The sequence below is a fragment of the Pseudescherichia sp. genome (assembly GCF_031998825.1).
In the GTDB taxonomy this organism is placed as follows: Bacteria; Pseudomonadota; Gammaproteobacteria; order Enterobacterales; family Enterobacteriaceae; genus Pseudescherichia.
In genome coordinates this window covers 22,206-44,301 of the sequence record NZ_DAMACX010000008.1, presented here as the reverse complement: position 1 = coordinate 44,301, position 22,096 = coordinate 22,206, and the positions used below count along the sequence as shown (strand labels likewise).

The 22,096-nt window shown below is 57.3% G+C and carries 15 protein-coding genes and 1 pseudogene; 9 read left to right on the top strand and 7 right to left on the bottom strand.

Annotated elements, in window-relative coordinates; all coding sequences use genetic code 11:
- Window positions 1–120: 120 nt before the first annotated feature.
- The 5 genes from infA to trxB form a co-directional block, all read right to left on the bottom strand.
- Window positions 121–339: a translation initiation factor IF-1 gene (gene infA / locus RTP97_RS05820; protein WP_001040187.1), complete on the bottom strand. Its 219-nt coding sequence runs from the start codon at window positions 337–339 to the stop codon at window positions 121–123.
- A gap of 285 nt (window positions 340–624) precedes the next feature.
- Entirely contained in the window at window positions 625–1,329 is a 705-nt protein-coding gene (aat, locus tag RTP97_RS05815; protein ID WP_312411769.1) for a leucyl/phenylalanyl-tRNA--protein transferase, read from the bottom strand.
- Window positions 1,330–1,398: 69 nt separating this feature from the next.
- Window positions 1,399–3,120, bottom strand: coding sequence for a heme ABC transporter ATP-binding protein/permease CydC (gene cydC, locus RTP97_RS05810; RefSeq protein ID WP_312411766.1), 1,722 nt, complete (start codon window positions 3,118–3,120; stop codon window positions 1,399–1,401).
- Complete coding sequence (gene cydD, locus RTP97_RS05805) at window positions 3,121–4,887, bottom strand: heme ABC transporter permease/ATP-binding protein CydD (RefSeq protein ID WP_312411764.1); 1,767 nt, start codon at window positions 4,885–4,887, stop codon at window positions 3,121–3,123.
- A gap of 113 nt (window positions 4,888–5,000) precedes the next feature.
- Window positions 5,001–5,969, bottom strand: a complete 969-nt coding sequence (trxB, locus tag RTP97_RS05800; protein ID WP_312210390.1) for a thioredoxin-disulfide reductase — start codon at window positions 5,967–5,969, stop codon at window positions 5,001–5,003.
- Window positions 5,970–6,483: 514 nt separating this feature from the next.
- Here trxB and lrp point away from each other — a divergent pair.
- From lrp to serS, 5 genes are all read left to right on the top strand, one after another.
- Window positions 6,484–6,978, top strand: coding sequence for a leucine-responsive transcriptional regulator Lrp (gene lrp / locus RTP97_RS05795; RefSeq protein ID WP_000228469.1), 495 nt, complete (start codon window positions 6,484–6,486; stop codon window positions 6,976–6,978).
- 120 nt (window positions 6,979–7,098) lie between these two features.
- Window positions 7,099–10,935, top strand: a complete 3,837-nt coding sequence (gene ftsK / locus RTP97_RS05790) for a DNA translocase FtsK (RefSeq protein WP_312411763.1) — start codon at window positions 7,099–7,101, stop codon at window positions 10,933–10,935.
- A gap of 140 nt (window positions 10,936–11,075) precedes the next feature.
- A complete protein-coding gene (lolA, locus tag RTP97_RS05785; RefSeq protein WP_312210392.1) occupies window positions 11,076–11,687 on the top strand; it encodes an outer membrane lipoprotein chaperone LolA in 612 nt (203 codons plus the stop codon).
- 8 nt (window positions 11,688–11,695) lie between these two features.
- A complete protein-coding gene (locus RTP97_RS05780; RefSeq protein WP_312411761.1) occupies window positions 11,696–13,039 on the top strand; it encodes a replication-associated recombination protein A in 1,344 nt (447 codons plus the stop codon).
- 91 nt (window positions 13,040–13,130) lie between these two features.
- Window positions 13,131–14,423, top strand: coding sequence for a serine--tRNA ligase (serS, locus tag RTP97_RS05775; protein WP_312411759.1), 1,293 nt, complete (start codon window positions 13,131–13,133; stop codon window positions 14,421–14,423).
- Between the two features lie 14 nt (window positions 14,424–14,437).
- Here serS and RTP97_RS05770 read toward each other — a convergent pair.
- Window positions 14,438–15,683, bottom strand: a pseudogene (locus tag RTP97_RS05770) (IS3 family transposase).
- Between the two features lie 250 nt (window positions 15,684–15,933).
- On the opposite strand from RTP97_RS05770, the gene dmsA reads away from it, so the two are divergent.
- The 4 genes from dmsA (at window position 15,934) to RTP97_RS05750 (ending at window position 21,267) form a co-directional block, all read left to right on the top strand.
- Window positions 15,934–18,372 (top strand): dimethylsulfoxide reductase subunit A, encoded by a 2,439-nt coding sequence (gene dmsA, locus RTP97_RS05765; RefSeq protein WP_312411757.1) that lies wholly within the window; start codon window positions 15,934–15,936, stop codon window positions 18,370–18,372.
- 10 nt (window positions 18,373–18,382) lie between these two features.
- On the top strand, window positions 18,383–19,000 hold the full coding sequence (locus RTP97_RS05760; RefSeq protein WP_312411755.1) for a DMSO/selenate family reductase complex B subunit: 618 nt from the start codon (window positions 18,383–18,385) through the stop codon (window positions 18,998–19,000).
- A 1-nt stretch (window position 19,001) separates the two neighbouring features.
- Complete coding sequence (locus tag RTP97_RS05755; RefSeq protein WP_312411753.1) at window positions 19,002–19,865, top strand: dimethyl sulfoxide reductase anchor subunit family protein; 864 nt, start codon at window positions 19,002–19,004, stop codon at window positions 19,863–19,865.
- 253 nt (window positions 19,866–20,118) lie between these two features.
- Window positions 20,119–21,267, top strand: coding sequence for an MFS transporter (locus RTP97_RS05750; protein WP_312411751.1), 1,149 nt, complete (start codon window positions 20,119–20,121; stop codon window positions 21,265–21,267).
- A 52-nt stretch (window positions 21,268–21,319) separates the two neighbouring features.
- Here the strand turns inward: RTP97_RS05750 and pflA are convergent, their stop codons facing one another.
- Complete coding sequence (gene pflA, locus RTP97_RS05745) at window positions 21,320–22,060, bottom strand: pyruvate formate lyase 1-activating protein (RefSeq protein WP_312411748.1); 741 nt, start codon at window positions 22,058–22,060, stop codon at window positions 21,320–21,322.
- Window positions 22,061–22,096: the final 36 nt, after the last annotated feature.

The following is a 22,096-nucleotide window of genomic DNA, read 5'->3' as shown; positions in this document are numbered from 1 at the left end:
CCTTATCCGGCCTACAAGAAGCTATGCGCCACAGGAGATAGCAGAAATAAAAAAGGCCGGGATAATTCCCGGCCTTTTACTATTTAGACTCTGTGCAATTACCGCACAGCAGCGATGCGATTAGCGACTACGGAAGACAATGCGGCCTTTGCTCAGGTCGTACGGGGTCAGCTCAACAGTCACTTTGTCGCCCGTCAGAATGCGGATATAGTTTTTACGCATTTTACCGGAGATATGCGCAGTTACCACGTGACCGTTTTCCAGTTCTACGCGAAACATGGTATTAGGTAACGTTTCAAGAACGGTACCCTGCATTTCAATATTGTCTTCTTTGGCCATCTAGTCCTCGGGGGTATCACTACCAAAATTTTTGAACCGGCAAGATAATGCCGAAGTTCGTCTGTTAAGTAAAGATTTGTGCTGATAAAACGCAGCAAAGTAACCTTGGCGTATTACCCTCGCGCCAGCGAAGCGGCGCAAAAAAGCGCAAACCTAAAGGGGAGCGATAAGATAAACGATGGGCGTTACCTGATTCGAGCTATTCCCAAGCGGCGGCGGGGCAACAGGCAGAAGCTACTCTGCGCCGCTATTATAGCACTCTGGAAGAAAATATGCCGAAAACATTCATAGGGCTGGCGTAAATAAGGTGCGTGGCAGCCAGCAACGGGGAGATAGCGGCCGATGACGCAGGCGATCGAGGTGCTGAAGGTATTCCCGACGCGGCATTTCGTCCACGCCCAGCGAGGCGGTATGCTCGTTCAGCACCTGGCAGTCAATCAGCTCGCCCCCCTGACGTAAAAACTCGGCGCAAAATACCAGCAGGGCGGTCTTGGAGGCGTTGACCCGACGGCTAAACATCGATTCGCCGCAGAACAATGCGCCCTGGGCGACGCCGTACATCCCTCCGACCAGCTCGTCTTCCTCCCAGACCTCAATGGAGTGAGCATGGCCCAGCTCATGCAGACGATGGTAGGCCAGCACTACGGCGGGTGTGATCCAGGTACCTTCATGGCGATCTGCAGCGCAGCCGTCAATCACCCGGCCAAAATCGTGGTTCAGCGTCACGCGGTAGGGCGAGTTTTTATGAAAGCGCTTCATGCTGCGGCTAACGTGAAAGCGGTCAGGCCACAGCACCGCCCGCGGATCGGGGGACCACCAGAGGATCGGGTCGCCGGGTGAAAACCAGGGGAAAATGCCCCGCTGGTAGGCCATCAGCAGACGAGCCGGACTGAGATCGCCTCCCAGCGCCAACAGTCCGTTTGGTTCACGCAGCGCCCCTTCCGGGGAGGGAAAAGCAAGAGAGTGATGAGATAGCTGAACCAGGCGCATGGCGACAACGCTCCGCAACGCAACAATAATTGATCCATAGAACCAGGCACCCGGTGCCTGGTCAGTCGTCTACAGCCGTTGCTTAAACTGGTAATAACGCCCCTGTTTGGCCAGTAACGCTGTGTGATTACCTTGCTCAATTATTTGACCATTGTCCATCACAATAATGCGATCGAAGCGTGATAATCCACGCAGGCGGTGGGTGACCATCAGCACGGTTTTGCCCACGGTAACACGTTCAAGTAAATCAAGAATTTGGCTCTCGGTGGTTGCATCAAGCCCTTCGGTAGGCTCATCAAGCAGCAGCAGCGGGGCATCATGCAGCAGCGCCCGCGCCACCGCCAGCCGTCGCAGCTCGCCGCCGGAGAGCTGACGGCCACCTTCGCCAAGCCAGCTATTCAGGCCGCTCTCTTCCAGCAGCTTCTCCAGGCCTACCTGAGTGAGCACTGCCGCCAGGGTTTCATCCGTCGCCGTCGGCGAGGCCAGCCGCAGATTGTCGCGTAGGGTGGCGCTAAACAGATGCACCCGCTGGGGCACGACGCTGATGGACGCACGCAGGGTCGCTTCGCTCAGGGAGGCGAGCGGCTGGTCGTTAATGGCGATCTCGCCCGCAGCAGGATCCCATGCCCGGGTCAGCAGCTGCAGAAGCGTGGATTTACCGCAGCCGGTGCGGCCCAGAATAGCAACGTGCTCCCCCGCATTAATCTGTAACGATAGGTCGTCCAGCGCCTTTTGCGGCTGCTGGGGATAGCTAAAGCTGACGTTGTCGAGGGTCAGCGCCACCTGCGCAGGGGTTGGCGTCTGGTTATCGCTGAAGCGCACCTCGGGCGGGTACTGGGTAATCTGCGTAATCCGCACCGCCGAGGCGATGACCTGGCCCAGATGCTGGAAGGCCCCTGTTACCGGCGCCAGTGCCTCAAAGGCGGCCAGCGCACAGAAGACAAACAGAGCGATCAGCGCGCCCGGCTGGGTATCGCCCCCGACACCGCCCGCCGCCAGCCACAGCATGGCGAGCACGGCAACCGCGTTGATCAGCAGCATCACCGCCTGCGACAGCGCGGTAAGCTCTGACTGACGACGCTGGGCATCGTGCCAGCTTAGCTCGGTGTTCTCCATCTGCGCACGATAGCGCTCGCTTGCGCCGAAAATTGTCAGCTCCGCCTGGCCCTGAAGCCAGCTGGTGACCTGCTGGCGGTACTCGCCGCGCAGGGTGGTCAGCTTCTCGCCCGTAGGCTTACCGGCGCGATAGAACAGGGGAGGGAGCAGCAGCAGCGTCAGCAGCATAATGCCGCCGAGCGTCAATGCCAGGGTGGCATCGAGAATGCTCAGGCCGATGGTCACCACTACGATAGTAATCAGCGCCCCCACCAGCGGGGAGATCACCCGCAGGTAGAGATGATCGAGGGTATCAACGTCCGCTACAATGCGGTTGAGCAGCTCGCCCTGGCGAAAGCGTGCCAGTCCGGCAGGAGAGAGGGGCAGCAGCTTGCTGAAGGTCGAGACGCGCAGGTGCTGAAGCACCCGGAAGGTGGCGTCGTGGCTCACCAGCCGCTCAAAGTAGCGCCCCGCGGTGCGGGTAATCGCCGCCCCGCGCACCCCGGCGGCGGGCAGCATGTAGTTAAAGCTGTAGAGCCCGCTCACGCCCACCACCGCCGAGGCGGAGAGGAACCAGCCCGAGAGCGTGATCAGGCCGATGCTCGCCAGCAGAGTAACGATGGCCAGCACGACGCCGAGCGTCAGCAGCCAGAAATGGCGCTTATAGAGCGCGAGAAAAGGGATAAGCGCGCGCATTTAAATCTCCTCCTGACGGTGGGCGAGCAGGGCGGCAAAAGCGCCGTTGGCGGCGGAAAGCTCGGCAAAGGTGCCCTGTTCGACAATCGACCCATTCTGCATCACCCAGACGGCATCCCAGTCGGCAAGCCCCTCCAGCTGGTGGGTGACCATCAGCGTGGTCTGGCGCAGGGAGGCGGCGTTTAACGCCTGCATCACGCGCTGTTCGCTATGGGCGTCAAGGCTGGCGGCGGGCTCATCCAGCAGCAGCAGCTGGCATGGGTTGAGCAGGGCGCGCGCCACCGCCACCCGCTGGGCCTGACCTACTGAAAGCCGTGCCGCCTGGTCGCCAACCGGCGTGTCGATTCCCTGCGGCAGCAGCGGCAGGAATTCACTCACCCAGGCGCTGTCCAGCGCGGCGTTCAGCTCCGCTTCGCTGGCGTCAGGCCGCGCCAGCAGCACGTTTTCACGCAGCGTGGCCGCCGGAAGCTGCGGGTTTTGCCCCACCCAGCTCAGGCGCTGCCGCCAGGCCTCCGGGTTGAGATCGCGTAGCTCGGTACCGTTAACCTGCAACGAACCCCGGTAGAAGAGAAATCCGGAGAGGGTATTGATCAGCGAGCTTTTACCCGACCCGCTCTGACCCACCAGCACCACGCGCTGACCGGCGGCAAGGGTAAAGTTGAGCGGACCGGCCAGCACCGCACCTTCCGGAGAGGTGATCCACAGATCGCGTGCGCTGATGCCGATGCCGTCGCTGTCGTCAGGCAGCGCTTCGCCACCCTCAGGATGGGCCAGCGGCGTCTCAAGAAAGGTCTTCAGGCTATCCGCCGCGCCGACCGCCTGCGCTTTTGCATGATAAAAAGTACCTAAATCACGCAGCGGCTGGAAAAACTCCGGGGCCAGGATCAGCGCCAGGAAACCGGAGAAGAGCGTTACGCCGGTGCCATAGTGGCCGAAGTTCAGTTCGCCCAGATAGGAGAAGCCAAAGTAGACCGCCACCAGCGCAATGGAGAGCGAGGTGAAGAACTCCAGCACGCCGGAGGAGAGGAAAGCGAGGCGCAGCACCTCCATGGTGCGGCTGCGAAAATCTTCCGACGCTTTACGGATATTGTCCGTCTCTGCCGCACCGCGGCCAAAAATACGCAGCGTCTCCATTCCGCGCAGGCGATCGAGAAAGTGGCCGCTCAGGCGGGCCAGTGCCTTAAAGTTGCGGCGGTTTGCATCGGCAGCGCCCATGCCGACCATCGCCATAAAGGTCGGGATCAGCGGGGCCGTCGCCAGCAGGATCAGCGCCGCAACCCAGTTAAAAGGGAAGATAACAATCACGATCAGCAGCGGCACGCTCACCGCCAACGCCATCTGTGGCAGATAACGGGCATAGTAGTCATGCATATTGTCAATCTGCTCCAGGATCAGCGTCGCCCAGCTGCCCGCCGGACGCCCCTGGATCCATGCCGGCCCAGCCTGCTGCAGGCGGTCGAGTACCTGGCGGCGAATCTCATACCGGATGTGCAGGCCTGCATGAAAGCCAACCCGCTCGCGCAGCCAGACCACCCAGGCGCGCAGCACAAACACCAGCACCAGCTGGATAAACGGCATCAGCAGCGCTTCGCGCGGAATATTTTCGATGATCAGGTGGTTGAGTATGCGCGCCAGCAGCCAGGCCTGGGCGACAATCAGCAGACCGCTCGCCAGGCCGAGCAGGCGTGACACCAGCAGCCAACGGCGGGAGAAAATACTTTGCTGTTTTAACCAGCGGGTTAATTCTTGTTGACGGGTTTTATTCATTGCACGCTTAGCAGGTGGCCTGTCAGATTTTTGAGCTGCGCAATGTTACAACGGGACAAAAATAAAGGCGACTTATAGTCGCCTTTTTTACCTTTGTTACTGACTTGTAAAGATTATTTAGAAAGTTCAGCCAGTCCGTCGAGATAGCGCTCTGCATCCAGCGCGGCCATGCAGCCGGTGCCCGCAGAGGTGATCGCCTGACGGTAGATGTGGTCCATGACGTCCCCGGCGGCAAAGACGCCCGGGATGCTGGTCTGGGTAGCATTGCCGTGGATACCGGACTGCACTTTGATGTAGCCGTTTTCCAGCTCCAGCTGACCGTCAAAAATCGCCGTGTTCGGGCTATGGCCGATGGCTACGAACAGCCCAGCAACCTCTAACGACTCAACGTTGTCGGCGTTCTGCGTATCACGCAGGCGCAGGCCGCTGACGCCCATCTGATCGCCGGTCACCTCTTCCAGAGTACGGTGGGTGTGCAGCACGATGTTGCCGCTGGCGACTTTGTCCATCAGGCGTTTGATGAGGATCTTCTCCGCGCGGAAGGTATCGCGACGGTGGATCAGATGCACCTCAGAGGCGATGTTCGCCAGGTAGAGCGCTTCCTCAACTGCGGTGTTGCCGCCGCCGATGACCGCAACTTTCTGGTTACGGTAGAAGAAACCGTCGCAGGTTGCGCAGGCGGAGACGCCGCGGCCTTTAAATGCCTCTTCTGACGGCAGGCCGAGGTAACGGGCGGACGCGCCGGTTGCCACAATCAGCGCATCACAGGTGTACTCACCGCTGTCGCCGGTCAGGCGGAACGGACGGTTCTGCAGATCGACCTTGTTGATATGGTCAAACAGGATTTCAGTCTCAAACTTCGCTGCGTGCTCGTGCATACGCTCCATCAGCAGCGGACCTGTCAGATCGTGCGGATCGCCCGGCCAGTTTTCCACTTCAGTGGTGGTAGTAAGCTGACCGCCTTTTTCCATACCGGTCACCAGTACCGGCTGGAGGTTAGCGCGTGCGGCATAGACCGCGGCAGTGTAGCCGGCAGGTCCAGAACCAAGAATAAGCAGCTTAGTATGTTTAGCTGTGCCCATGAGATCCCCATAGTTGGTGGCAGACAATGGGCTGGATTGTAGGGAATTTACGACGGTAAAAAAAGGGCATGGCAGTTTTGTTAACGATATGTGCAATAGGCGGGGCCAATAATCTACAACCTTTCATTTATTGCGACCATAACTAATTCTACTGAAATTGGTAGTTTTATAAGAGGATTACATGAGTTTTAGGCAGGGTCGATGATGAATATCTGGCATGTTGTACTAAAAAAAGATGTTTTACTTTGACAATCCGCTGCGCATTTGCGAAAACATTCGAAGAAGACAAGAGCAGCGCTTCGCGCGTGGGACAAAATTATGTAAAAGGGCGTGGACAGATACCCTTTGCAATCTTACCGGCTGCGCCTGGCAACCGTCTTCTTAATGCAGGCCCCCATTATGCTCCGCGCAAATAATGATAATGCGGAGCGTATGGTGACGGGCAAAGACTCTGAACAGTGAAGTGCACAGGGTCAAGACAGGAGTAGGGAAGGAATACAGAGAGACAATAATAATGGTAGATAGCAAAAAGCGCCCTGGCAAAGATCTCGACCGCATCGATCGTAACATTCTGAATGAGCTGCAGAAGGATGGGCGCATCTCTAACGTCGAGCTTTCAAAGCGAGTGGGACTTTCTCCGACGCCGTGCCTTGAGCGTGTGCGCCGGCTGGAAAGACAGGGTTTCATCCAGGGCTATACAGCGCTGCTGAACCCGCATTATCTGGATGCATCACTTCTGGTATTTGTTGAGATTACTCTGAATCGCGGCGCGCCGGATGTGTTTGAGCAATTTAACGCCGCAGTACAAAAACTTGAAGAGATTCAAGAGTGTCATCTGGTCTCCGGTGATTTCGACTACCTGTTGAAAACCCGCGTGCCGGATATGTCGGCCTACCGCAAACTGCTGGGTGAAACCCTGCTGCGTCTGCCGGGCGTCAACGACACGCGTACCTATGTGGTGATGGAAGAGGTCAAACAGAGCAATCGTCTGGTTATTAAAACCCGCTAACACGGAACAGGTGCAAAATCGACGCAGTTTGATTACACTCCTGGTAATCCATACAGCAGCAGTGTCGGGGCAACCTGACACTGTTCTCCGTTTTAGCAACAAGGACCTGGAGAGCCTTTCTTGAGCCAGGAATATACTGAAGACAAAGAAGTCACACTAACCAAGTTAAGCAGCGGACGCCGGCTCCTTGAGGCGTTACTGATACTTGTCGCCCTTTTTGCAGTCTGGCTGATGGTCGCGCTGCTTAGCTTCAACCCTTCCGATCCCAGCTGGTCACAAACCGCATGGCATGAGCCTATCCATAATCTGGGTGGCGCGCCGGGCGCATGGCTTGCCGATACGCTATTTTTCATCTTTGGGGTCATGGCCTATACCATCCCGGTGATGATCGTCGGCGGCTGCTGGTTTGCCTGGCGGCACCGCACCAATGACGACTATATCGACTACTTCGCCGTCTCGCTGCGCCTGATTGGCGTACTGGCCCTGATCCTCACCTCCTGCGGTCTTGCGGCCATTAACGCCGACGATATCTGGTACTTTGCCTCCGGCGGCGTGATCGGCAGCCTGCTCAGTACCACCATGATGCCGCTGCTGCACAGCAGCGGAGGCACTATCGCGCTGCTCTGCGTCTGGGCTGCCGGACTGACGCTGTTCACCGGCTGGTCCTGGGTCAGCATCGCCGAGAAAATTGGTAGCGTGCTGCTCAACATTCTTACCTTCGCCAGCAACCGTACCCGCCGTGATGACACCTGGGTCGATGAGGAAGAGTACGAAGACGAAGAGGAGTACGATGATGAACCGGCTGCGCAGCGGCGCGAGTCTCGCCGTACCCGCATCATGCGTGGGGTGCTGGCCCGCCGTAAGCGCGTGGCAGAGAAGTTTGCCAACCCGCTGGGCCGTAAAACCGATGAAGCGCTCTTCTCGGGCCGTCGCATGGACGATGAGGAAGAGGTGCAGTACAGCGCTCGGGGCGTAGCCGCCGATCCGAACGACGTGCTCTTCTCTGGCCATCGCGCGACTCAGGGGGAGCAGTATGACGAATACGATCCGCTGCTGAGCGGCCCGAGCGTGGCTGAACCGCTTGCCGCCGCCGCGCTGGCGACCGCTGACGCCCAGGCATATGTTGCACCGTCGCAGCCGGTTATGCCAACGCCGCCGGTGACCCAGACGGCCCCGATCCCGGCCGCAGCAACGCTGTCTGAACCTCTCCCTGAAGCCCAGTGGCAGCCTGCCGCTCCTGAGCCGCAGCAACACTATGTTCCGCCGATGCAGGCGCAGAATCCACCCGAGATGCACGTCGCCAACGTTGCGCCGCAGCCTGAGCCTGTGTGGTCCCAGGAGCCAGCCTGGTCACCTGAACCAGCCTGGCAGCAGGAACCTGAACCTGTAGCCGCTGCACCAGCGTCTATGCCAGAGCCTGTGATGCCAACGCCAGAGCCAGAGCCAGAGCCGGAGGAAGAGGTTAAGCATACCCGTCCGCCACTCTACTATTTTGAAGAGGTTGAGGAGCGTCGCGCCCGCGAACGCGAGCAGCTTGCTGCCTGGTATCAGCCGGTTCCCGAACCCGCTGCGCCAGAGCCATTTGCCCCTGCACCAGCCGCACCTGCGATGACGCCGCCGGTAGCAGAGCCGACCTTTGCCCCAGCCGTACCGGATGTTAAACAGGCTGCGGCAGCGGTGACGACGGTTGCCGCAGCCGCTGCTGCTGCACCTGCCTTCGGCCTGGCCGACGGCGGTGCGCCGCGTCCGCAGGTCAAAGAGGGTATTGGTCCACAGCTGCCGCGCCCTAACCGGGTACGCGTGCCGACCCGCCGTGAACTGGCCTCCTATGGTATTAAGCTCCCATCGCAGCGTATCGCTGAAGAGCGTGCCGCTCGTGAAGCTGAGCGTCAGCAGCCTGAGTCCTTTGGCGATGATGAAGCCGATACGCTGCATCAGGACGAGCTGGCGCGCCAGTTTGCTGCTTCCCAGCAGTCGCGCTATGGCGAAGAGTATCAGCACGAGGTGCACGCCGACACGGTGCATGATGAGCAATGGCAGAATGATGAAGACGATGCCGCCGAAGCGGAGCTGGCCCGCCAGTTTGCTGCCTCGCAGCAGCAGCGCTATTCATCTGAGCAGCCGCCGTCGGCAAACCCGTTCTCGCTGGCCGACTTTGAATTTTCTCCAATGAAAACGCTAGTGGACGACGGCCCGAGCGAGCCACTCTTTACGCTGCCGCCGGAAGAGCCTGCCCAGCCAACGGCTCCTGTACAGCAGCCACAGCAGCACTATCAGCAGCCTGCTGCGCCGGTACAGCCACAGCAGCACTATCAGCAGCCTGTCGCACCTGCGGCGGTACAGCAACAGCCGCAGCAGCACTATCAGCCTGCGCATCAGCCCGCCGCCGTGCCGCCGCCGCCAGCCGCACAGGATAGCCTACTCCATCCGCTGCTGATGCGTAACGGTGACAGCCGCCCAACGCAGCGGCCGACAACGCCGCTGCCGTCGCTGGATCTGCTGACCCGGCCGCCGTCAGAGGTGGAGCCGGTGGATACCTTTGCCCTGGAGCAGATGGCGCGCCTGGTTGAGGCTCGCCTGAACGATTTCCGCATCAAAGCCGATGTGGTGAACTACTCGCCGGGTCCGGTGATCACCCGCTTCGAGCTTAACCTTGCGCCGGGCGTGAAGGCAGCGCGTATCTCTAACCTCTCACGCGATCTGGCCCGTTCTCTGTCAACGGTGGCCGTTCGCGTGGTGGAAGTGATCCCTGGCAAGCCTTACGTGGGCCTTGAGCTGCCGAATAAAAAACGCCAGACCGTCTACCTGCGTGAGGTGCTGGACTGCGCCAAGTTCCGCGAGAGCCCGTCGCCGCTGACCGTGGTGCTGGGGAAAGATATCTCGGGCGATCCGGTTATTGCCGACCTTGCTAAGATGCCGCACCTGCTGGTAGCGGGTACTACCGGCTCGGGTAAATCGGTGGGGGTCAACGCCATGATCCTCAGCATGCTCTATAAAGCATCGCCGGAAGACGTGAAGTTCATCATGATCGACCCGAAAATGCTGGAGCTGTCAGTCTATGAGGGTATTCCACACCTGTTGACCGAAGTGGTTACCGACATGAAGGACGCCGCCAACGCCCTGCGCTGGAGCGTCAACGAGATGGAGCGTCGCTACAAGCTGATGTCTGCGCTCGGCGTGCGTAACCTTGCGGGCTACAACGAGAAGATTGCCGAAGCCGCACGCATGGGCCGTCCAATCCCCGATCCGTACTGGAAGCCGGGCGACAGCATGGACGCCACCCATCCGGTGCTGGAGAAGCTGCCGTATATCGTGGTGCTGGTGGACGAATTTGCCGACCTGATGATGACGGTTGGTAAGAAGGTTGAAGAGCTGATCGCGCGTCTGGCCCAGAAGGCGCGTGCGGCCGGTATCCACCTGGTGCTGGCTACCCAGCGTCCGTCGGTGGATGTGATCACCGGCCTTATCAAGGCCAACATTCCGACGCGTATCGCCTTTACCGTATCGAGCAAAATCGACTCCCGCACCATTCTCGACCAGGGCGGCGCCGAGTCGCTGTTGGGCATGGGGGATATGCTCTACTCCGGGCCTAACTCCTCCTCGGCTCCGGTGCGCGTGCATGGTGCCTTTGTCCGTGACGAAGAGGTTCATGCCGTGGTGCAGGACTGGAAAGCGCGTGGCCGTCCTCAGTATGTCGAGGGCATTACCTCCGACAGCGAAAGCGAAGGCGGTGGCGGCGGGCTGGATTCAGGTGAAGAGCTGGATCCGCTGTTCGACCAGGCGGTCAACTTTGTTACCGAGAAGCGTAAAGCCTCAATCTCCGGGGTTCAGCGTCAGTTCCGCATTGGCTACAACCGCGCTGCGCGTATCATCGAGCAGATGGAGGCCCAGGGTATCGTCAGCGAGGCGGGCCATAACGGCAACCGTGAGGTGCTTGCTCCACCGCCGTTTGAGTAATGCCTCTGAGTGCAAATTTGGGTAAATTCGTCAAAAATCAGCTTTTTCCTCTTTCACTCTTTGCCGGTTTAGCCTGCAATGAGTGTCAGAGGTTCTCCCGGATCGGGAGCGACGTAGCAGACGTAGCAAAAGGACTAACAATGAAAAAAATCGCAATGACCTGTGCATTACTCTCTTCACTGGTAGCGAGCAGCGTCTGGGCTGATGCCGCCAGCGATCTGAAAAGCCGCCTCGATAAAGTAGGCAGCTTCCATGCCAGCTTCACGCAAAAAGTAACCGATGGTAGCGGCGCGGCGGTGCAGGAAGGTCAGGGGGATTTATGGGTTAAGCGCCCGAACCTGTTTAACTGGCACATGACGCAGCCGGACGAAAGCATTCTGGTCTCTGACGGCAAAACCTTGTGGTTCTATAACCCGTTCGTTGAGCAGGCGACGGCTACCAATCTCAGCGCGGCCACCAGCAATACGCCGTTCATGCTGATCGCCCGTAACCAGACCAGCGACTGGCAGCAGTACAATATCAAGCAAACCGGTAACGACTTTGTGCTCACGCCGAAAAGCAAAAATGGTAACCTGAAACAGTTCACCATTAACGTGAGCCAGAACGGCACCATTAACCAGTTCAGCGCCGTTGAGCAGGACGATCAGCGCAGCCTGTACCAGCTACAGTCTCAGCAGAATGGCGCTGTCGATCCCTCTAAATTCACCTTTACCCCGCCGCAGGGCGTAACGGTGGACGATCAACGCAAGTAGAGGCCTGAGTGAGCAATCTATCGCTCGATTTTTCAGACAATGCGTTTCAACCTCTGGCCGCCCGTATGCGGCCAGAAAACTTAGCGCAGTATATCGGCCAGCAGCATCTGCTGGCACCGGGTAAGCCGCTGCCGCGCGCTATCGAGGCCGGGCAGCTGCACTCAATGATCCTCTGGGGGCCGCCAGGCACCGGCAAGACAACGCTTGCTGAGGTGATAGCTCACTACGCTAATGCCGACGTTGAGCGTATCTCAGCGGTGACCTCCGGCGTTAAAGAGATCCGCGAGGCCATCGAGCGCGCCCGCCAGCGCCGCAATGCCGGCCGCCGCACCATTCTGTTTGTGGACGAAGTCCATCGCTTCAATAAGAGCCAGCAGGATGCCTTCCTGCCGCATATTGAAGACGGCACTATCACTTTTATCGGGGCCACGACGGAGAACCCATCGTTCGAGCTAAACTCAGCGCTGCTCTCCCGCGCCCGCGTCTATCTGCTGAAATCCCTCTCTGTTGAAGATATTGAGCAGGTGCTGAATCAGGCCATCAGCGATAAGACTCGCGGCTATGGCGGGCAGAATATCGTCCTGCCGGATGAGACCCGGCTGGCGATTGCCCAGCTAGTCAACGGCGATGCCCGGCGCGCCCTGAACACGCTGGAGATGATGGCCGACATGGCCGAAGTCGATGACGGCGGCAAGCGGGTGCTTAAGCCTGAACTGCTCACCGAAATTGCTGGCGAGCGCAGCGCGCGTTTCGATAACAAAGGCGATCGCTTCTACGATCTCATCTCTGCCCTGCACAAATCCGTACGCGGCAGCGCGCCGGATGCGGCGCTCTACTGGTATGCGCGAATCATTACCGCCGGGGGCGACCCACTCTACGTCGCGCGCCGCTGCCTGGCTATTGCCTCTGAGGATGTTGGCAACGCCGATCCCCGTGCGATGCAGGTCGCGCTCTCAGCCTGGGACTGCTTTACCCGCGTCGGGCCAGCAGAAGGGGAGCGCGCCATCGCTCAGGCGATTGTCTACCTTGCTTGCGCGCCAAAAAGCAACGCCGTCTATACCGCCTTTAAAGCGGCGATGGCCGATGCCCGCGACAAGCCGGACTACGACGTGCCCGATCACCTGCGCAACGCGCCAACCAAGCTGATGAAGGAGATGGGCTACGGTCAGCAGTATCGCTATGCCCATGACGAGCCTAACGCCTATGCGGCAGGCGAAGACTACTTCCCGCCTGAAATAGCACAAACGCGCTATTATCATCCCACCAGCAGAGGTCTTGAGGGCAAGATTGGCGAAAAGCTCGCCTGGCTGGCCGATCAGGACAATAAAAGCCCCACAAAACGCTATCGCTAATTGAGGCGTTGCGGTAAGGTTACCTGTGAATTCTTGTGGCTGCGTCTGCGGCCACTCCCTCTAATATCAATTCGATAAGCACAGGATAAGCATGCTCGATCCCAATCTGCTGCGTACCGAGCCAGACGCAGTCGCAGAAAAACTGGCACGCCGGGGCTTTAAGCTGGATGTAGATAAACTGCGCGCTCTTGAAGAGCGTCGTAAAGTTTTGCAGGTCAATACGGAAAACCTGCAGGCGGAACGTAACTCGCGATCGAAATCCATTGGCCAGGCGAAAGCGCGTGGGGAAGACATTGAGCCGTTACGTCTGGAAGTGAACAAGCTGGGCGAGGAGCTGGATGCCGCTAAAGCCGAGCTTGAGGCGCTGCTGACGGAGATCCGTGACATCGCGCTGACCCTGCCGAACCTGCCGGACGACTGTGTGCCGCTCGGTAAAGACGACAGCGAAAACGTGGAAGTCAGCCGCTGGGGTGAGCCACGTAAGTTTGATTTTGACGTACGCGATCACGTTACGCTGGGCGAGATGGCTAAAGGCCTCGACTTCGCCGCGGCGGTTAAGCTTACCGGCTCCCGCTTTGTGGTGATGCAGGGGCAGATTGCCCGCCTGCACCGTGCCCTGAGCCAGTTTATGATCGATCTGCATACTGAACAGCACGGCTATATCGAGAACTACGTGCCGTACCTGGTCAACCAGGACACGCTGTATGGTACCGGCCAGCTGCCTAAATTCGGTGGCGATCTCTTCCATACTCGTCCGCTGGACGAAGAGGCAGAGAGCAGCAACTACTCGCTGATCCCGACGGCGGAAGTGCCGCTGACCAACCTCGTGCGTGATGAGATCCTCGACGAGGAAGCGCTGCCGCTGAAGATGACGGCCCATACGCCGTGCTTCCGCTCTGAAGCAGGCTCCTACGGTCGTGACACCCGCGGCCTGATCCGTATGCACCAGTTTGATAAAGTTGAGATGGTGCAGATCGTGCGTCCGGAAGAGTCCATGGACGCGCTGGAAGAGATGACCGGCCACGCGGAGAAGGTGCTGCAGCTGTTAGGCCTGCCGTACCGTAAAGTGCTGCTGTGCAGCGGCGACATGGGCTTTGGCGCACGCAAAACCTACGATCTGGAAGTGTGGCTGCCGGCGCAGGATACCTATCGTGAAATTTCTTCCTGCTCTAACTGCTGGGATTTCCAGGCGCGCCGCATGCAGGCTCGCTGCCGTAGCAAAGCCGACAAGAAAACCCGTCTGGTGCATACCCTCAACGGCTCTGGTCTGGCAGTAGGGCGTACGCTGGTCGCTGTGCTGGAGAACTACCAGCAGGCTGATGGCCGCATTGAGATCCCCGCAGTGCTGCGTCCGTACATGAAAGGTCTGGAGTACATCGGCTAATCCAGCCTGTCTGACTAGTCCTGGAATAGGTTGACACTTTTCAGGCCTGTAACGCCCGGTGAACTTCATCGGGTGTTTTGTATTGTAGCGACAGATGAGGGCGCTGTGTGTTGTAAATTTCTACCGACTCCCTGACCATCTTTCTCGCCTGTTCGATATCTTCCGGTTTCACAAGCAGGTATTCGGTTTTTAATATCCCGTTTACCCGTTCCGCCAGCGCATTCTGATAACAGTCATACCCGTCTGTCATTGAGCACATGACGCCATGCCGTTGATGTAACGCCTGATATTCCTGAGAGCAGTACTGGATACCTCTGTCAGAGTGATGAACCAGCGGATGCGATGTTCGCCTGCCAGCCAGTGCCATTTTGAACGCACAGGCAACATGCCGGGTGTGCAGGCTCTCATGCACATGATATCCCACTATTTTTCTCGACCAGACGTCCGTTACCAGGCTTATATACGCTGTTCCTGTTCGCAGAGGAAGCCAGGTGATATCAGCCACCCACACCTGCTCAGGGCGGGTCGCGGTCACCTGATTCTCTCCCGCTTTCAGCAGGTTAGGATGACGGTAAAAACGATGATGGCTATTCGTTGTCCTGTGATACGCCCGCACGGGTACCACCAGTAACCGCGCACAACGCAGGATCCGGAACAACCTGTCACGCCCGACGTGTGACCTTGCTTCCGGTCGTTGCAGAAGCAGGTGATGCAGTTTCCGCGTCCCTAACCGGGGCTGATGTAAGCGGACAGCCATCACCTGCGTGATGATATGCCGGGCCTGCTCTTTTCTCTCATCCTCACGCTGCAGGGCCTGGTACCAGGCCTGCCGGCTGATCCCCATCAACCGGCAGGCTCGCGTTACGGTGAGTTTCGGTGTTTGTGTTTGCGTGATAAGGAGGTTAACTGCTTTTTTGTCAGCGTGGCTCCGAACTCGGTGTTCATTACCTTCACGACGGCCTCAAAGAACTGAGCTTTGACTTCGGATTCAGCCAGTAGCTGTTCCAGTTCTTTAATCCTTTGTTCAGGGGTCTGAGGGATGTCAGGCATATTGGCTCCGCACTTTCTGACAGAAGGGGATGTAAGCCAGTCGAGTTGACCGTACTTTCTCAGCCAGCTCAGGACGGTGTGGCTGCCCTGAATACCATAACGGTCCTGCGCCTGGCGATAGGTCATTTCGCCTTTTTCGACCTGCTCAACGACAGTTAATTTAAAGGATAGAGGGTAATCGCGTTGTGTGCGTTTAACATACTGGTTCATCACATTTTCCTCAGTGTATGAGTAAAATGTGTCAACGCTATTCAGGACGGGTCAGTCCTGTCCTAAAAAGCGCCTTAAGGCGCTTTTTTTATGCCTCTTTGATATGAAACAACAAACCTTACGGTTTTGAGGAGTAATACTGCGCTTAACTGTTAAGCAGAATTTATATCTGACTTTTACTAAACAGGCTGTATAAAAAACTATTAAGTGAACGTTGCTTTTGACAGCCTACACAGCAGAGCGCAGCCAAATGAAAAATAAGATCCCCGACGCAATACTCGCAGCAAAGATTAGTCGTCGTAGCTTAGTCAAAACCGCAGCGATAGGCGGCCTGAGCATGACAACGAACACTTTTTCCCAACCTTTTATCCGAATCGCAAACGCTGCCGACGCGTTCAATTCACACTCGGAAAAAATAGTCTGGAGCGCCTGTACCGTAAACTGTGACAGCCGATGCCCAGTGCGCATGCATGTACTCGATGGTGAGATTAAGTATGTCGAAACCGACAATACGGGAGATGATAATTATCAAGGCCTGCATCAGGTTCGCGCCTGCTTGCGGGGCCGTTCTATACGCCGTCGTATCTATCATCCGGATCGCCTGAAATACCCGATGAAGCGCGTAGGCCTGCGCGGTGAAGGCAAGTTTGAGCGCATTAGCTGGGATGAGGCTTATGACATCATTGCCACTAACATGAAACGTCTTATTAAAGATTATGGTAATGAGTCTATCTACATAAACTACGGTACCGGTACGATTGGCGGTACGATGACTCGTTCATTTCCACCCGATAAGACATTGATTGCACGTCTAATGAACTGCTGTGGAGGTTTCCTGAGCCACCACGGAGATTACTCTTCTGCACAAATTGCTGCGGGTCTGAACTACACCTATGGTGGCTGGGCCGACGGCAACAGCCCTTCAGATATTGAAAACAGCAAGCTTGTAGTGCTGTTTGGTAATAACCCTGGCGAAACGCGGATGAGCGGGGGTGGGGTAAGTTACTATCTTGAGCAAGCGCTGGAGAGATCAAAGGCCCGGCTGATTGTCATCGATCCGCGCTATACCGATACGGGAGCAGGACGAGAAGATGAGTGGATCCCTATCCGGCCAGGTACGGATGCAGCTTTGGTAAGTGCTCTGGCGTGGGTATTGATCACAGAAAATTTGATTGACCAGGCGTTTCTGGACAGGTATTGCATTGGCTATGATGAAAATACTCTGCCTGATAGCGCGCCAAAGAATGGTCATTACAAAGCGTATATTTTGGGGCAGGGGAGCGACGGTCTTCCTAAAACGCCAGAGTGGGCAGCAAACATCACCGGTATTCCTGCCGAACGTATTATTAAACTGGCGCGTGAAATTGGCAGTACTAAACCACTCTGTATCAGTCAGGGATGGGGACCGCAGCGCCGGGCGAATGGGGAAATCACCACGCGTGCTATTGCTATGCTGGCAATCCTGACGGGGAGTGTTGGCATCAATGGCGGTAATAGCGGTGCGCGAGAAGGGTTTTATGAAATACCTTTCGAGCGAATGCCAACGCTGGATAATCCTATACAAACCACTATCCCGGTGTTTATGTGGACCGATGCTATTGTTCGGGCATCAGAAATGACTGCACTACGTGACGGCGTCCAGGGTAAAGAAAAACTGGATGTACCGATCAAAATGATCTGGAACTATGCCAGCAACTGTCTTGTAAATCAGCATGCTGATATCAATCGTACCCGCGAGATTTTGCAGGATGACAACAGTTGCGAGATGATCGTAGTTATCGACTGTTTTATGACCGCCTCTGCGAAATATGCTGATATCCTATTGCCGGACTGTACAGCAGCAGAGCAAATGGATTTCGCGCTAGACGGCTCGTGTGGGAATATGACCTATGTCATATTTACTGAGCAAGCGATCAAGCCCCGTTTTGAGTGCAAGACAATCTATGAGATGACCTCCCAGCTGGCAAAACGGATGGGGGTAGAGCTGCAATTTACCGAGGGGCGTACTCAGGAGGGGTGGCTGCGTTACCTCTATGAACAGTCGCGCAGAGCCATACCCGAACTGCCCACCTTTGAGGCGTTTCGTCAACAGGGCATTTTTAAAAAGCGCGATCCAGAAGGGCATCATGTTGCTTACAGAGCGTTCCGTGACGATCCGCAGGCCAATCCGCTCTCTACCCCCTCCGGTAAAATTGAGATCTACTCCGGGGCATTAGCAGAAATTGCGGCGACATGGGATCTCCCAGACGGAGACGTTATCGATCCGCTGCCCATCTTTACGCCAGGCTTTGAAAGCTATGACGATCCCTTAATAGAAAAATATCCGCTCCAGCTCACCGGCTTTCACCATAAATCCCGCGTCCACTCTACCTACGGCAACGTTGATGTGCTGAAGGCCGCTTGCCGTCAGGAGATGTGGATGAATCCGATCGATGCACAAAAACGGCAAATCAGCAACGGGGACAAGGTACGTATCTTTAACGGTCGCGGCGAGGTGCATATTGAGGCGAAGGTGACATCGCGCATGATGCCCGGCGTCGTTGCGTTAGGTGAGGGCGCCTGGTATGACCCGGATGACAAAGGCGTGGATCGGGGCGGGTGCATTAACGTGCTAACCACCCAGCGTCCCTCTCCGCTTGCGAAAGGGAACCCATCCCATACCAACCTCGTTCAGGTTGAAAAGGTTTAAGGAGTAACCGATGGCAACACAGTATGGATTTTTTATTGATTCCAGCCGCTGCACCGGGTGTAAAACCTGCGAGCTGGCCTGTAAAGACTATAAGGATTTGACGCCGCAGGTCAGCTTTCGCCGCATCTATGAGTATGCAGGCGGTGAGTGGCAGGAAGATAACGGCGTCTGGCGGCAGAACGTTTTCGCTTACTACCTCTCCATTTCGTGCAATCACTGCGACGATCCTGCCTGTACCAAGGTGTGTCCGAGCGGGGCGATGCACAAACGTGAAGACGGTTTTGTGGTCGTCAACGAGGAGGTCTGCATCGGCTGCCGCTATTGCCATATGGCCTGTCCCTATGGCGCGCCGCAGTACAACGCCGATAAGGGCCATATGACCAAATGCGACGGCTGCCACGATCGCGTTACGGAGGGGAAAAAACCGATCTGCGTTGAGTCCTGCCCGCTGCGGGCACTGGATTTTGGCCCCATCGAGATGCTGCGTAAACAGTACGGTGAACTGGCCGCCGTGGCTCCGTTGCCGGGCGCGCACTTCACGAAACCCAACATCGTTATTAAACCCAACGCCAACTGCCGCCCAATCGGGGATACAACGGGCTATCTGGCGAACCCGGAGGAGGTGTGAGATGGGAAGCGGATGGCATGAGTGGCCGTTGATGATTTTCACGGTTTTCGGGCAGTGCGTGGTAGGCGGTTTTATCGTTCTGGCATTTGCCCTTTTAAAAGGAGGATTTGCCCCCGAGGCGCAGCAGCGGGTTACTGCCTGTATGCTGGGGCTGTGGGTGCTGATGGGTGTTGGATTTATCGCCTCTGTGCTGCACCTTGGCTCGCCGATACGCGCCTTTAACTCCCTTAACCAGCTAGGTGCATCCGCTTTAAGCAATGAAATTGCCAGCGGGTCGATCTTTTTTGCCGTGGGCGGGCTAGGCTGGCTGCTGGCAGTGATGCACAAGCTGGTGCCTGGGTTACGCGCTCTCTGGCTGGTGGTCACGATGATACTGGGCGTGGTTTTTGTCTGGATGATGGTGCGCGTCTATAACAGCATCGATACGGTACCCACCTGGTACAGCATCTGGACACCGCTGAGCTTCTTCCTGACTATGCTGATGGGGGGACCGCTGCTGGGCTATCTACTTTTGCGTATCGCCGGGATCGATGGCTGGGCGATGCGCCTGCTGCCAGCGGTGTCCGTGGTGGCGCTGATTGCCAGCGCTATCGTGTCAATTATGCAGGGGACGGAGTTAGCGACGATCCACAGTGCCGTGCAGCAGGCATCTGCTCTGGTGCCTGATTACGGCTCGTTGATGGCGTGGCGCACCGTCATGCTTGCGGTGGCTCTGTGCTGCTGGATTGTACCGCAGGTTGCCGGAAAAATGCCTACGGTGTCGCTGCTCTCTGTGGCATTTGCACTGCTGCTGGTAGGAGAACTCATTGGTCGCGGCGTATTTTATGGCCTGCATATGACCGTCGGCATGGCGGTCGCTGGCTAAAGATAAAGAGGCCGCAAAAAAATGGCAGCTTCAACCATGAAATTTTTCAACTAAACGCAGGCCCGGGATGTTTTGTTATTATTAATATAATCATTTAGTTAATAAGATTATCCCGCTGCGTTTCACCTGTGATAATCAGTATTTCAAATCGAACGGTCAAAAAGGCGCTTATGCGGCCATTCGCGCCAATTGACAATGTTTTTGCCGGTGGCATGATGCGCTCGAAATCAGAACTTCCTCACGGTTTATATCCATGCCTATCTATACCCGCCCGGTGCTAATGTTGCTCTGTGGGCTGCTGTTATTGACTCTGTCAATCGCGACGCTAAATACGCTCGTGCCGCTTTGGCTCGCCCATGAAAACTTGCCGACGTGGCAGGTAGGTATGGTTGGCTCCGCCTTTTTCACCGGCAACCTGTTGGGCACGCTGCTCTGCGGACGCCTGATCAAACGCTTCGGCTTCAACCGCAGCTACTATATCGCCTCGCTGATTTTTGCCGCTGGCTGCGTCGGGATGGGCCTGATGGTGGGCTTCTGGAGCTGGATGATATGGCGGTTCGTGGCTGGCGTGGGCTGCGCGATGATCTGGGTCGTGGTAGAGAGCGGCCTGATGTGCAGCGGCACCTCCCGCAACCGTGGCCGCCTGCTGGCTGCCTATATGATGATCTATTACGTCGGTACGGTGCTGGGCCAGCTGATGGTCAGCAAGCTGCCGACCGGGCTGATGCAGGTTCTCCCATGGGCTACCGCGCTGATCCTGGCCGCTATCCTGCCGCTGCTCTTTACCCGCATCGTCAACGAGCATAGCGAGCATCAGGAGGCGACGACGATGTGGCCGATGCTGCGTCTGCGCCAGGCGCGTCTGGGCGTTAACGGCTGCGTCATTTCAGGGATTATTCTTGGCTCGCTGTATGGCCTGATGCCACTGTGGCTGAACCATCACGGCGTTAGCGATGCCGGGATCGGCTTCTGGATGGCGGTGCTGATCAGCGCCGGTATTTTCGGTCAGTGGCCGGTGGGCAAGCTGGCGGACCGCTTTGGCCGCCTGCTGGTGCTGCGTGTGCAGGTCTTTGTAGTGATCGTCGGCTGTCTGGCGATGCTCGGCAACGCCGCGATGGCTCCGGCGCTGTTCGTGCTGGGCGCGGCTGGCTTTACGCTCTACCCGGTAGCGATGGCCTGGGCCTGTGAAAAAGTGGAGCCGCATCAGCTGGTGGCGATGAACCAGGCGCTGCTGCTTAGCTATACCGTAGGCAGTCTGCTGGGGCCGACCCTGACTTCGATGCTGATGCAGAGCTATTCCGACAACCTGCTCTTTGTCATGATTGCCAGCGTGTCGTTTATCTACCTGATGATGCTGCTGCGCAAAGCGGGCCAGCATCCGACGCCCGTGGCACACGCCTAAACTCTTTTGCCCGGCGGCGCTCTGCTTGCCGGGCCTACATGACGTGATTGCGTTAATACATCACCTTGTGGCCGTACTGCTCGAGGATGCCTTTCACGCGGTCCATGGTCTCTTTCTTCGGCGGGTGAACGCCATCAAGCTTGTACTCCTCGCCCATCGCCACCCATTTGTGCTTGCCCAGCTCGTGATAGGGCAGCAGCTCAATCTTCTCAACGTTGCCCATATCGCGGGTAAACTCACCCAGGCGGTGCGCCGAGTCGTCGTCGTCTGACCAGCCCGGTACCACCACGTAGCGGATCCAGACGTTAATGTTCTTTTTCGACAGATACTGGGCGAACTCCAGCGTGCGGTGGTTCGAGACGCCGACCAGGTTCTGGTGGATCTCATCGTTCATCTGTTTGAGATCGAGCATCACCAGGTCGGTGACCTCCAGCAGCTCGTCGATGACCGGATCGTAACGACGTACGAAGCCGTTGGTATCCAGACAGGTGTGAATGCCCTCCTGATGGCAGGCGCGGAACCAGTCGCGCACAAACTCGGCCTGCAGGATAGCTTCACCGCCGGACGCCGTTACGCCGCCGCCGGAGGCGTTCATAAAGTGGCGATAGGTCACGACCTCTTTCATCAGCTCTTCAACGGTGATCTCTTTGCCGCCGTGGGTGTCCCAGGTATCACGGTTGTGGCAGTAGAGGCAGCGCATCAGGCAGCCCTGAAAGAAGGTGATAAAACGGATCCCCGGGCCATCAACTGTGCCACAGGATTCAAAGGAGTGAATGCGACCGATAACTGACATTGCGAGGTTCTCCGGATATGGCCCATCCCGGGCCTG

Coding starts and splice junctions, on each gene's coding strand:
- infA (WP_001040187.1), bottom strand. CDS start 339: ATGGCCAAAGAAGACAATATTGAAATGCAGGGTACCGTTCTTGAAACG.
- aat (WP_312411769.1), bottom strand. CDS start 1,329: ATGCGCCTGGTTCAGCTATCTCATCACTCTCTTGCTTTTCCCTCCCCG.
- cydC (WP_312411766.1), bottom strand. CDS start 3,120: ATGCGCGCGCTTATCCCTTTTCTCGCGCTCTATAAGCGCCATTTCTGG.
- cydD (WP_312411764.1), bottom strand. CDS start 4,887: ATGAATAAAACCCGTCAACAAGAATTAACCCGCTGGTTAAAACAGCAA.
- trxB (WP_312210390.1), bottom strand. CDS start 5,969: ATGGGCACAGCTAAACATACTAAGCTGCTTATTCTTGGTTCTGGACCT.
- lrp (WP_000228469.1), top strand. CDS start 6,484: ATGGTAGATAGCAAAAAGCGCCCTGGCAAAGATCTCGACCGCATCGAT.
- lolA (WP_312210392.1), top strand. CDS start 11,076: ATGAAAAAAATCGCAATGACCTGTGCATTACTCTCTTCACTGGTAGCG.
- serS (WP_312411759.1), top strand. CDS start 13,131: ATGCTCGATCCCAATCTGCTGCGTACCGAGCCAGACGCAGTCGCAGAA.
- dmsA (WP_312411757.1), top strand. CDS start 15,934: ATGAAAAATAAGATCCCCGACGCAATACTCGCAGCAAAGATTAGTCGT.
- RTP97_RS05760 (WP_312411755.1), top strand. CDS start 18,383: ATGGCAACACAGTATGGATTTTTTATTGATTCCAGCCGCTGCACCGGG.
- RTP97_RS05755 (WP_312411753.1), top strand. CDS start 19,002: ATGGGAAGCGGATGGCATGAGTGGCCGTTGATGATTTTCACGGTTTTC.
- RTP97_RS05750 (WP_312411751.1), top strand. CDS start 20,119: ATGCCTATCTATACCCGCCCGGTGCTAATGTTGCTCTGTGGGCTGCTG.
- pflA (WP_312411748.1), bottom strand. CDS start 22,060: ATGTCAGTTATCGGTCGCATTCACTCCTTTGAATCCTGTGGCACAGTT.